Source organism: Bilophila wadsworthia ATCC 49260 (genome assembly GCF_000701705.1).
GTDB classification, from domain to species: domain Bacteria; phylum Desulfobacterota; class Desulfovibrionia; order Desulfovibrionales; family Desulfovibrionaceae; genus Bilophila; species Bilophila wadsworthia.
Window position 1 is genome coordinate 49,981 of sequence record NZ_JNJP01000007.1, and the last position, 12,650, is coordinate 62,630.

Genomic DNA, 12,650 nt, shown 5'->3' on the forward strand with positions numbered 1-12,650 from the left:
ACGCCCCACCCCTTTCCCCGCAAAAGGCGTTCATTTTATATCCTATGCTAAAAAATATTAAACCACCCATATTACCACCATTTGGGGCAGTTTGGGAGAGCCAGAGCGCCCTGCGCTGAGACAATGCCAAAGCATGAGCATAAAATGCTCTCGTAGTGGTGATATCCTTGTGCCCAGGCATCGGCTCCCTTTGCCATCTTCGGATGCCGCAATATAAACAAGAGCCAAACGCCCGCGAAGAAAGGCACAGAGTAATGCGAAAGCCCCGGCAGTATGGGCTGTCCGGGGCTCTTCTCAAAAAGTCACCTATTCATCTTAAACAGTTGCCTCCGCAAATGCGGAAAGTTCCTGATTGAGCTTTGGGGTCAGAAGATCGTCAGGGGCGGACTCCAGGCGCTCGCGGCATTTTTCCGCAGCCCTATCCAGAATGGAAGGGCAACCTTCCGCAAACCATGTATCGTAGTTGCTCCAGCAAGCCACATCAGGCTGCCATTGCCCGGAACAGGCGGCGAGGGTCGATTCGTGCATCAGGAAAGGCTCCATATGCGGCGTTTCGAGGAGCACACCCATGTCAAAAGAAGCCTCACTGGTGTCAAGCCCCCGCATCATACAACCAACACGCCGCAGCATTTCCTCGTCAATGATGTATTTCTCATAAGATACCGTCATCATGCCATCAAGAATGCCAAGGCATTCATTAATCATATGGGTGCCACCCATGAGCAGCTGGATATAGTTCTGCATTGTCTCATATCCGGCTTGGATATCCGGCACTTTGGCGTCGGTATTGCCCGCGAGTGTACGGGTGGGCATATGGTAAAGCGACTGGGCAAGCTGCAGCGCGGCGCGATCAATAAGGTTGGAAAGGGGGGAACCGGTGATGAATGCCCCGGAGCGCATGTCGGCGGCATATGTGGCAGTCCCGTAGATAACGGGAACACCGGGCTGCACAAGTTGCGCAAGGACAATGCCCGCAAGGAGTTCGGCATTCTGGGCGACAAGAGCGCCAATGTCACTGATGGGCGTGCTCACTCCTGTCATCGGAGCGGTGAGCACGGTAACAGGCTGGTTGGCACGGGCGTAGGCTATGATGGTGTCGGCTGACTCCTGTGCGTACTGAAGCGGCGAAAGGGCGCACACGGAAGCCGTCACGAAATAGTGGGAAGCGAGGTAGCCCTCACCCATAACCATTTCGATCATCTTGAAGACCTTTTCGTTCTCTCCAATGGTCGCTACCGGCCACGACATGATCGGCTTGTCGGTATGCCTGAGAAGCTGATGGGTGACGAGCAGATGCTTGTTGGGTCCATCCACCTCATGGGGGTCGACGGTACATTGACCGACGATGGCATTGACCCGGCTGGTCTGCCCAAGCTTATAAAAATTGATTACATCCTGCATGGTCCCATGACGGCGTTCACCGTGGCGCTCCTGCACATAGACCGGGCCATGATCCTGCATGACGAATACATCCGTCTGCCCTTCTCCCGTATAAATGCTTTTTTGTGGATCACGGGCACGCCACACAAAACCGGCCGGGCATTGCGAAAGGCAACGCTCCACAAGGGAGGCCGGGAATGTGACACACGCTCCGTCCACTTTCGCACCGTGTGCCGCGAGGATGTCACGGGCAACTTCCGAATGGAACAACACGCCCTTGACCCGCAGGATGTCCAGCGTCAGAGCATGGACCCGTTCCAGTTGTTCACGGCTCAATACTTTGAATTCTCTATTGAAATAGGACATATCAAACTCCTTTTCAGTATGGCAGCCCATAAGGGGAACCGCACCGGAATGGCAGGCGGATACAGCCGCCCCTTTGGGAAGGGCTGCCCCGCCTACGTTCCCGTCTACTCCGTTTCCTCCTGTTGCCTATCGTGCTTCATCATCTTCACGATGGAGATGATGTAGGCAAACGTAACAAGTACAAAAGGAGCCGCCGCCGCGATGGCAAGGGACTTGATGGCCGCAAAGCCTCCCGTGACTTGGAAGAGGATGCCCGTAAACCCGATGGTGCAGCCCCAAAAGACGCGCATGGTCAGGCGGGGTACTTCAATGCCGTTGGTCGTCTGTTGGGCAATGAAGTGGGAAGCGGCGTCGGCGGTAGTGATGGCGAACAGGCAGAAGCAGATAAAGGCGATGAAGCACAGCACCGAGCCAAACGGGAATGAGCCGAGCAGGATGTAGAGGGCCTGTTCCGGGCTGCCCTGCACGGTTTCCCAAAGGGGCAGGAAGCCCTTGAGCTGTTCATAGCAGGAATTGCTCCCCCATACGGAGAACCACAGCAAAGTCATGAATAGGGGCACAAGTACCGTGCCACAGACAAATTCACGCATGGTGCGCCCACGCGAGATACGGGCGATGAAGCCGCCTGTGAACGGAACATACGAAATATTCCATAGGATATAGAAAATGAACCATGAGCCCGACCACTCTCGCGGCTCAAAATTCCCGGCATCCGTCCAGAGCAGGTTCTGAGGCAAGCGGAAAAGGAATTCTCCCGCGACCTGCATAAGCATGTTGATCACATAAGTAAAAGGAGTGGCGCCAAGAATGAGCACAGCAAAGAGCAAGCCAAGGGTAATGTATCCATTGGATTCGCTGAGATACCGCATACCGCGCGCAAGGCCGGTGGACGTGCTGATGATGTAGGTGAGGATGAAGCAAAGCATGATCGAGAACTTGCCTGTCGCGCCCAATTCAATGCCGAAGAGGATCTGAAAAGCGTAGCTGATGGAGGCTACCCCAAGGCCGATCATCATGGATACGCCGCCGATAGTGCCGATGGCGGCGAGTACGTCCACAGCCTTGCTGACCAGGGTATCGTTGCAGCGCTCGCCAAGAAGGCCGTAGAGCCCGGTGGAAGTACGGAGAGGTTTATTATGGCGATAGGCCGCATACCCGATAGCCCATCCACCGACGGCGAACAGCGGCCAGCCGAATAGGCCCCAGTTCACTACGGAGAGCCGGATGGCCTCGGGGACGCCCCGAACGGCCCCAGCGCTCCCGGCATCCATGACCGTGGGGGCGGTGAACAGGTGATAGAGCGGCTCGGCAGCCCCGAAGATGACGAAACCTGTGCCGAGGGCTGCGCAAAACAGCATGGCGACCCATGCAAAGAAAGAGAATTCCGGCTTTTCGTCCGCCGCACCGAGCTTCACTGTTGCAAAACGGCTGCTGCAAGCCATCCAGACCGAGAAAAAGATGGCACTCGCTCCGGTAAGCAGGATGAGCCAGCTGAAATGTGCAATGATGAAACGCTGGATGGAACTGAAGGTCGCCCCGGCTCCGGAGGGATCGATGATGGCATAGGCGATAATGCATCCGTACAAGATGGCCACTGGCCAAAAAATCTTATTGTCGTAGTTGCCAAGAATGCTGAACTTCTTTGGATCGTTGGCGCTTTCCATAAAAACTGCTCCTCAATTTTTGGGGGAATGCGTGGAACCTCCTTGAACGGCGTTGGTTGGGTCATGTGCGGAATCGCATAAAGCGATGCATGGAAACCTCCTTCGTACTGCGTAAAGGTGTTCATCAGGGGACAAGCAAAACATGTGTACACATAAATTTATTCAATAATTCTATCTTATTGGCTATTGATGCGGTGTCATATATGAATGGAATTGTTTTATATATGTACGCACGATAAATATATCACTATCTCTTTTTTTGCAAGCACACCTCACCCAAAAAAAGAGTTTTCCTTAGGAAGGATGCATATTAATATTTTTATATTTCAAATGATTAAATAAAATTTCAAAAAGAACTTGCTCTTGGCCCATCGTTAGGCTAGCATAGACACATCATAAACAGAAATATCTTTCATATTTTAAATATATCTTTTAACATATTATAAAATAATACTTTTTTAGTTTAGCCGTTCCCGCATACCACTGTTTGCGGAAGGCTTCACAGTCCAGCAAGGAGGTCATATGGCACAGCGTTGGAAAAAAGCAGGTAGCCTCACCACCGGCGGGATGAGTCTCAACGTCTTCACGCAGGACGAGATGGACGCTATCCACCGGGCTACCCTTGAAGTGCTGGAGCATACGGGAGTGCTTATCGGCTCGCCCGAAGCCCGTGCGCTGCTTGTCGAGGCAGGTGCTTCCGTCATCGACGAGGACATCGTCAGATTCCCTCAGTGGATGGTTGCGGATGCCGTATCATGTGCGCCCGAAACCCTGCTCCTCGCAGGGCGCACCCCGGACCGTGACGTGGTGCTCGACAGCACGCGCGTCATGTTCACAAATTTCGGCGAGGCGGTGTACCTTATCGATCCCGATACCGGCGAGGTACGCAACACCACCAAAAAAGACGTCGAGAAGCTCACCCGTGTTGTGGACGCCCTCGACGTCATCCCGGTTTGCGAACGTATGGCAGGGGCGCAGGACTACCCCGAGCAGGTGGCTGAACTGCATAACTACGAAGCCCTGCTGATGAACACGACCAAGCATGTGTTCACAGGCGGCGGCAACGGAAAACTCACCCAATACATGATCGATATGGCGAAGGCCGCTGTGGGGGAGGAAAACTTTGAGGAACGCTGCCCAGTGACCTTCAATACCTGTCCGATCAGCCCGCTCAAACTGACGGCGGACGTATGCGAAGTCATCATGACGGCGGCCAGGAACGGCGCGACGGTCAACGTGCTCTCAATGGGAATGGCGGGGGGCTCCACTCCGGTGAACCTCGCCGGGGCATTGGTCGTGCACAACTGCGAAGCCCTCGCCGGGCTTGTCCTTGCGCAAACCACTCGGCGGGGCGCCAAGTTCATCTATGGAAGCTCCTCAACGGCAATGGATTTGCGCTACGGCGCGGCTGTAGTGGGTACGCCGGAACTGGCCGTGCTCAACGCCGGGGTCGCGGCTATGGCCCGCTATTACAAGCTGCCCTCCTGGGCGGCGGGCGGATAGGGGGACAGCAAATGCGGGGATGCCCAGAGCGGACATGAAAAGACGCTGACCGGACTGTTGCCGATGCTGGCAGGTGCCAACATCATTTATGGTCTCGGTATGCTGGAGATGGGAATGACCATCAGCTACAGCCAGCTCTTGATGGACGCCGAAATGGCCGAGATGATGCTTTTCAGCATGGATGGCATTGTTGTGAACGATGAAACGCTTTCCGTGGACGTGATCAAGGAGGTCGGTCCGCGCAGTGATTTCCTCGCGCATATGAATACCTTTGAAAACATGTATATCCAATCAAAGCCCAAACTCATTGATCGCCTTACCCGTGACCGCTGGAACGAAGCGGGGCACCTCGACATGGAAAGCCGCGCGCTCATTGCCGCGAAGGAACTCCTCGCCACATGGGAACCGGAACCCCTCCCTGAGGAGGCATGTGCCCGTGTCAGGGCAGTGCTCAACGCCGCCGAACGTGACTACGGCGTGCCGGAAAGCCTGGAGTAAAAACAAAGAAGGAGAAGGCAACAGGCAATATTGTCTTCTCCTTCTTCGCGTACTGGGGCATACTTCTATTTCCGCCACTTCCCCTGCCATCTCCGGTGTCCTCGACAAGCGCGCACCTGAGGATCCTTCCTTCTTCCAGTCATGGCTTAGGGCTCAATAAACCCCTCATTCCTCAATACTTCACCCGCCCTATTTCCGTTACCTGCCGGAGCTTTTTTCTTCCGGTAGAAAAGACGGTACCGGACAGGAAGCACCCAACACCCACCCAGATGAACAGGAACACCAGCAGCTTGCTCGCCGATATGGGTTCGCGCATGACGAATGCGCCGAGCATGAAAACCGTAGTCGGCAAAATGTATTGCATGATGCCCAGCGAGATCATCGGCACGCTGCGGATGCCGAGGCTCAGGCCCAATTGGGGAATGGCGGAGACGAATCCGCAGCCGATGAGCAGCAGATCCATGTATGCGCCTCCTGCGAGGAAATGCCCTTCCCCTCTTTCTCCCAGCCAGATCAGGTAACCCCACAGGAACGGCGCGGAAAACAGCAGTTCCATGAGCATACCGGGAGCGGCTCCGACCGTGGCGCGTTTGCGAAAGAACGCAAACAACGCCGCGGAAAGGGCCACATTCAGTGAGGCCCACGGGACGGCTCCATATCCCATCAGCAGAATAAGCACGCCGATCCCTGCGAAGATGATGCCCATCCATTGCAGGCGGCCCGGACGCTCCCTGAAAAACAGAAAGCCCAGTATCGTGCTGATCATAGGAACGATGTAGTGTCCCATGCTGCATTCGAGCACCTTGCCGTTGGTGACGGCCCATATGTATATCCACCAGTTCCAGAGATGGGCGAGGCTGCACAAACCGATAAGCGCGATCTCGCGCCGATCCCTGATCGCGCGGAAAAACGCGGGAAACTGCCCCTTCCACACCATGAAGGCGGCGATGATCAGGCTTCCCCAAAGCGAGCGGTGGCTGACCATTTCGAGGGCCGAAACCCCGTGCAGCAGATTCCAGTACAGCGGGCTCAGGCCGAAGGACAGGTACACGCCGAAAAGGATGCCCATGCCTTGCCTTTGAGAGAGGCCGCCCGCAGCAGTGCGGGGTGAACGGTGTTCCATCGTTCCCTCCTTTGAAGGCAAATCCGGGCCGTGCGTTCCGAAAACGACGGCCCGGCGGACAAAAAGAGAGCCAGCGGGGGAAACCAGCCCTCTTTCCGTTGGGGACAAGATCAGACGTTGCGGATTCCGGCGTATTTGGCGAAAAGGGCCTCGGTTTTTTTCACGTCGGTCAACGACAACAGATCAAAAAGATCGTCCGCAGCCTCATGCGAAAGCAGGTGTTCCCGTTCGGCGGCTTCACGGCAGGTAATATTGTGTTCGTACGCCAGATTGGCCACACGGCTGCCGATCTTGTAACCGAAGAGCGCACTTACCATCGTCGCCAGCGAGGTCGAGCGTTCGGCCGTATGGAGGCATTTTTCGGCATTGGCGGAAAGGCCCTTCACACACTTGTCCGCGAAGAGCACCATGCTGCGGCTCAGGATGTCGATACTGTTGAGGATGCTGCGGATCGGCACGGCGGAGGAGGCGCCGAGGTCCAGTTCCCCGGAGAAGGCTCCGAAGCCCACGCCCGCCTGATTGCCCGCTACGCGGTGGCAGGCCAGAATCATCACTTCCGTCATGACCGGGTTGATCTTGCCGGGCATGATGGATGAGCCGGGCTGCACTGCAGGGATGACGATGTCCCCGAATCCCGCGCGCGGGCCGGAACCCATCAGGCGGATATCGAGGGCCGCCTTCGCCGCCACGGTGGCGAGAGCTTGCAGGTGCGCGTGCAGGATGATGAAGGAGTCGGAAGCCTGAAGGCCGTCGAACAGATTGGCGTCACGGCGAATCTCACGCCCGCAGACGGCTGAAAGGTTCTTGTAGATATGCTCCGAGAAGCCGGGCATACATCCCATGCCCGTACCCACGGCAGTGGCGCCGAGCACGCCGGTGCACCAGCGCGCCCGTTCCCTTTCCAGCAACAGCCGATTCCGACGTATTCCCGCAGCATAACCGGAAAATTCTTGCCCCAGCGTGATCGGTACGGCATCCTGCAAACAGGTACGTCCCATCTTGACCACATCGGCGAACTCTGCGGCCTTGGCGTCCAGAGCCGCCTCAAGGTGCGCAGCGGCCTTGAGAACCCGGCCCACTTCATTATAGATGGCGATCCCCTTGGCGGTCGGCACCACATCGTTGGAGGACTGGCACATGTTGACGTGGGTATTGGGATGAACCTGATCAGAGCCCTTGTATCCGGTAAGAATCTCATTGGCCCGGTTCGCCAGCACTTCGTTGGCGGCCATATTGAAGGGGGTACCCGATCCCCGGAAAATACACAGGGGAAAATCGGCATTGAAGGCTCCGTCCGCCATTTCGTCGCAGGCCCGCATGATGGCATCCGCCTTGCCCGCATCGAGCGCGCCGATTTCCTTATTGGTCAGGGCGCACGCCTTCTTCACTTGGGCGACGGCCTTGATGAAGGCCGGATAAGCTGACAGCGGATCGTCAGTAATGGCAAGACATTGTCGGTTACGTTCCGTCTGAATGCCGTAATAGACTTCATCGGGCAACAGCATTTCACCGAGCGCGTCGGTTTCCTTACGCATGAACGTTCTCCTCAAGTGGCAAATAATCGTTGAGGCTCCGTCAGCCGATGGAGCGCATCCCGCCATATTTTTTCAGCAGGGCAACGCTCCCGGCACGGTGTGCGAGCGCTTCCACGTCGAAAAGTTCCTCCGCCGCATCCTCGGGGATGAGTTTTTCGCGAAGGGCCGCTTCCTTGCAGGTGATGCCCTCCCTGTAGGCTATCCCGGCGATGCGGCTTCCGGTTTCATAGCCATACAACGTGCTGACGATGGTGGCGAGAGATGTGGATTCCTCGGCGTAACGGCGGCACACCGCCTCGTTGGCGACAATACCCTCGACGCATTTTTCGCTGAACAGGGCGAAGCCGTTGCCGATCATTTCCAGAGACTGCAACAAGGCGAAGAAGCTGACCGTGGCGTTGCTGGCCAGATCGAGATCGCTTGCGGAGGCGTTCATAGTGATCGCCCAGTCGTTTGCCGCCACCTGATGCATGATCTGGACGACAAGGTCGCACATGAAGGGATTGATCTTGCCGGGCATGATGGAAGAACCGGGGGCCACGGCAGGCAGACGGATTTCGCCGAACCCCGACCGGGGACCAGAGGACAGCAGGCGGAAATCGTTGGCGATCTTTCCGGCGGAACAGGCGAGTACCTTGAGTGCGCCTGACAATGTGAGAAGGCCGTCGGCATTCTGCATGGCGTCGAACAGCCCCGCATCGGAGACGGGGCTCCCCTCCGGCGTATCCGGCAAGCGCATTTCGAAGCCGACAATGGCGCTCAGGTGCGGATAGACGGCCTCCACATAGCCGGGCAGCACGCCGAGCCCCGTTCCGATGACCGTACCGCCGAGCACGCCGACGCGGAAGCCCTCGCGCAAGGCTTCAAGGCGTTCCCGGCTGCGGCGGATGACCCCGTGGAACCCGGCGAACACCTGGCCGAGCGTCATGGGCACGCCGTCCTGAAGGCAGGTCCGGCCCAGACGCACCACGCCTCCGAACTCTTTGGACTTGCGGGCGAAGCTGTTTTCGAGCGCGGCCACGCCTTCCAGCGCGCGGCCCGTCTCGCGGTACAGAACGATGTTCTCCGCCGTGGGGTAGACGTCGTTGGAGGACTGGCACATGTTGACGTGCGTATTGGGATGGACCTGCTCGTATCCCTTGTGCCCCGTGAGCAGTTCGTTGGCCCTGTTGGCGATGACCTCGTTGAGGTTCATGTTGATGGAAGTGCCGCCGCCGCGCCAGATGTTGACGGGAAACTGCCCTTCCATCCGGCCTTCAAGGATGTCGTCGCAGGCGCGGGCAATGGCGCCGGCCTTATCTGCGCCGAGCGCGCCGATGTCCCGGTTCGCCAGCGCGCAGGCCTTCTTGATTTCCGCCAGCGCGCGAACCACGGCGGGATAGTCGTTGAAGGTTTTGTCCGTCACATCGAAATTCGAGAGGGAACGGAACGCCTGAATGCCGTAATACGCCCCGTCCGGCAACGGCATTTCGCCAAGGGCATCTTTTTCTATACGCATGGGCTTGGTATCCTGCTGAAAGGGAATGAAGGGGGCACCCCCTGCACATTAGAGCACAAAAGGCTCGTCCCACATCTTGACGGTGGTCCCGAGGCCCTTTTCCCGCGCATTGGCAAGGAGAAGGGAACCGAGGGCCACATCCTGCACGCCGAGGCCGACGGTGTTCACGTAAATGATCTCGTCGTCCGATTCGCGGCCGGGGCGGTCGCCGACGACCACAGCCCCGATCTCGGCGGTGATGTCCTCATCCTTGAGCTTCCCGGCGAAAAACATGTGCGCGAGGCTCGACACGTCGCGGTGCTTGATCTGTTCCCAATCGTCGACATACCGCTTGTCCGCCGCTGAAATGACCTCATACTCGCATTCGTTGCCGCCCACGTGGATGTAAAGCATCCCCGGCTCCAGATGGCGCCGCAACAGCAGGGGCTCGGTGCTTCCCGTGGCGGTCACGACGATGTCCGCGCCCTTGACGGTTTCGTCGACCGTGGCGCAGACGGCAACCTTCCTGCCCGTGCGTTTTTCCATATGCCGGGCGAAGTTCTCGGCCTGCGCGCGATTCACATCGTAGATGCGGATTTCCTTCGTCTGCGGGCGGGCCACGAGCAGCGCCATGAGCTGCGTCCGTCCCTGGAACCCGCCGCCTACGATGGCGATCGTCCGGGTATCCTCCTTGGCGAGGTGCAGGGCCGCCGCCCCCATGTTGGCCCCGGTTCGGATGGCGCTCAGAAGCACGCCGTCCATGATCGCCACCGGGTAGAGCGTGACGGGATCGTTGATGATCACCAGCGCCGCCACTTTGGGCATACCCGGAGCGCGGACGCCTTCGGGTGAGACGGCGATCCACTTGATGCCTCCAGTGCGGATGTCCCCTCCTATCCAGCCGGGCAAGGCGTTGATGCGGCCCTTTTCCCATTCCGTTTCCACGCCGCCCCAGCGGATGACCCCCTTGCTCGGAAGCACGGTTTCCCCGCGCCAGTGAAGCCCATAGACTTTTTCCATGAGCGGCACGACCTGTTCCATGTTCAGGACGCCCGCTTCGATGACTTCACGCTGGGAAAGGAACAGCAGGGAATGCGAAGTGTCAGCCATTGTCGTTTCTCCAATTACTTGAAAGAAAGGTGAGGGTTACCCGCGACGGGACCCGAGCCACTGCCAGAGGAGTGCGCAAGCCACAAGGCCGACGCCGATGAGATCCGTAACAAGGCCCGGTTGGATGAGAGCCAGCGAACCGAGCAGAAACAACCCCCGCTGCCCCATGTTGAGCACGCGATCCCGGAACGCGCCCTGAAGCGCCGAGCCGAGGAAGAAAACCCCGCAAAGCGAGGTTGCAAGCGTACCCAGGATTTCGGGAAGGCTGCCCTGCCAGAGCAGCGACGGCGCGTACACGAACATGAACGGGACGATGAAGGCCACGATTCCGAGGCGCACGGCGGTCAGGGCCACGCCCATCGGCTTCGTCTTGCCGAGCGAGGCTGCGGTGAACGCCGCGAGCGCAACGGGCGGCGTGATCGCGGACAGGCAGGCGAAATAGAAAATGAACAGATGCCCGGTAAGGGCGGGTACGCCGAGCCCGGTCAATGCGGGAACGATGACCGCGGCGCAAATGAGATAGGCCGCGGCGGTCGGCAGGCCCATGCCGAGGATCAGCGACGAACCCATGGTCAGGATGAGGGCTATGGGCAAGATACCGCCGGAGAGCGCGATGATCCCGCTGGCGAACTTCAGCCCTGTCCCGGTGAGGTTCAGGACGCCGATGATGATGCCCGCGGTGGCACAGGCGGCGATAAGCCCCACGGCCTGCTTGGCCCCGTCCGCGAAACCCGCCACAAACTGCTCGGGCGTGAGCCGGGTGCTCTTACGCAGGAACGTGCAGAGAATCGTGGAATAGATGGCCCAGATGGCCGCCTTGATGACCGAGGCGTTCAAGCCGATGAGCACGAAGATCAACACAAAGATCGGGATGACCAGATGCCCCCTCTCCAACAGCACCTTGCGGGCGTCGGGCAACTCGTCCTTGGCGTAGCCGTGCAGCCCTTCCTTATAGGCTTCAAGGTCGATCATGTAGAAGATCGAGACGAAATAGAGGATCGCCGGGATGACTGTGGCGAGGGCCACGTCGAGATACGGGGTGCCCGTCAGCTCGGCGATGATGAACGCCGCCGCCCCGAGGATGGGAGGCGTCATCTGCCCGCCCGTGGAGGCCACGGCTTCCACGGCGGAGGCGAATCGCGGCGAGTAGCCGACCTTGATCATCATGGGGATGGTGAACGTCCCGGAGGCCACCACGTTGGCCGCCGAGTTGCCGGAAATCGTACCGAACAGGGCACTGCCGATGACGGCCACCTTGGCCGGCCCGCCGCGCTTGCCGCCGGCAACGGCCATGGCGATGTCGATGAAGAACTGCCCTGCCCCGGTGCTGGCGAGGAACGCGCTGAACAGGAAAAAGAGGAATACGAACGAGGCCGACGTCGCCAGCGGTGTGGACAACATACCGTCCATTCCGGTGATGTAGCTGAAAACACGCGCGAAGCTGTAGCCCCGGTGCCCGCCAAGGCTATAGGGAAGGTATTTTCCGAGCAGCGCATAGGCGAGGAAAAAGATGGCGATGGAGGGAAGAATCCAGCCGTTGGTGCGCCGGGTCATCTCGAGGATCAGGACGACGATAACCGTGGAAAAGAACAGGTCAAGGCTGGTGGGGGCCACGCCGACGCGGTAGATGATCGTATCCAGCTCAAGGATGAAATAGATGCACGCCGACGCCGCCAGCAACATGCAGGCCCAGTCGCCCAGCGTGGGCATCCTCTTGTTGGAGCGCCGGGAAAAGGGGTACAGGAAATAGGCCAGCACAACCCCGAAGCAGATGTGGGAATAATAGAGCGCCCAAGGCTCCATTGAGCTGTACCCCAGGAACCAGATGTGGAAGGCGGCCATGCCGAGGCCGATGGCATAATACAGATATTTGAGGGCTCCGGTCGGTTTCCGGGATGTGTACCCCTCCTCGCTCAACGTTTCCAGAGTGTCGTCATCGGGCAGATCCGTGGTGCTCATGGCTGTCTCCAAAAAGAATCTTGGGGCAAGCACCG

7 protein-coding genes and 1 pseudogene are annotated in these 12,650 nt (G+C 58.3%); 1 reads left to right on the forward strand and 7 read right to left on the reverse strand.

Annotation, left to right across the window (positions count from 1 at the left end; all coding sequences use genetic code 11):
- Positions 1-315 precede the first annotated feature (315 nt).
- Positions 316-1,746 carry a trimethylamine methyltransferase family protein gene (locus T370_RS0104985; protein WP_029434954.1) on the reverse strand — a complete coding sequence of 477 codons (1,431 nt, stop codon included), beginning with the start codon at positions 1,744-1,746 and terminating at the stop codon, positions 316-318.
- 104 nt (positions 1,747-1,850) lie between these two features.
- Positions 1,851-3,410 carry a BCCT family transporter gene (locus tag T370_RS0104990; RefSeq protein ID WP_029434955.1) on the reverse strand — a complete coding sequence of 520 codons (1,560 nt, stop codon included), beginning with the start codon at positions 3,408-3,410 and terminating at the stop codon, positions 1,851-1,853.
- 522 nt (positions 3,411-3,932) lie between these two features.
- Between T370_RS0104990 and mttB the strand changes: the two are divergent.
- Positions 3,933-5,411: pseudogene (gene mttB, locus T370_RS25935) on the forward strand ([trimethylamine--corrinoid protein] Co-methyltransferase).
- A 172-nt stretch (positions 5,412-5,583) separates the two neighbouring features.
- On the opposite strand, the gene rarD reads toward mttB, so the two are convergent.
- The 5 genes from rarD to T370_RS0105025 form a co-directional block, all read right to left on the reverse strand.
- Positions 5,584-6,534: an EamA family transporter RarD gene (gene rarD, locus T370_RS0105005; RefSeq protein WP_029434957.1), complete on the reverse strand. Its 951-nt coding sequence runs from the start codon at positions 6,532-6,534 to the stop codon at positions 5,584-5,586.
- 110 nt (positions 6,535-6,644) lie between these two features.
- A complete protein-coding gene (locus tag T370_RS0105010; RefSeq protein WP_029434958.1) occupies positions 6,645-8,069 on the reverse strand; it encodes an aspartate ammonia-lyase in 1,425 nt (474 codons plus the stop codon).
- A 40-nt stretch (positions 8,070-8,109) separates the two neighbouring features.
- A complete protein-coding gene (locus tag T370_RS0105015; protein WP_005027437.1) occupies positions 8,110-9,567 on the reverse strand; it encodes an aspartate ammonia-lyase in 1,458 nt (485 codons plus the stop codon).
- Between the two features lie 48 nt (positions 9,568-9,615).
- Positions 9,616-10,656, reverse strand: a complete 1,041-nt coding sequence (locus T370_RS0105020) for an ornithine cyclodeaminase family protein (RefSeq protein ID WP_029434959.1) — start codon at positions 10,654-10,656, stop codon at positions 9,616-9,618.
- Positions 10,657-10,692: 36 nt separating this feature from the next.
- Complete coding sequence (locus tag T370_RS0105025) at positions 10,693-12,615, reverse strand: TRAP transporter permease (protein ID WP_029434960.1); 1,923 nt, start codon at positions 12,613-12,615, stop codon at positions 10,693-10,695.
- Between the last annotated feature and the right edge of the window lie 35 nt (positions 12,616-12,650).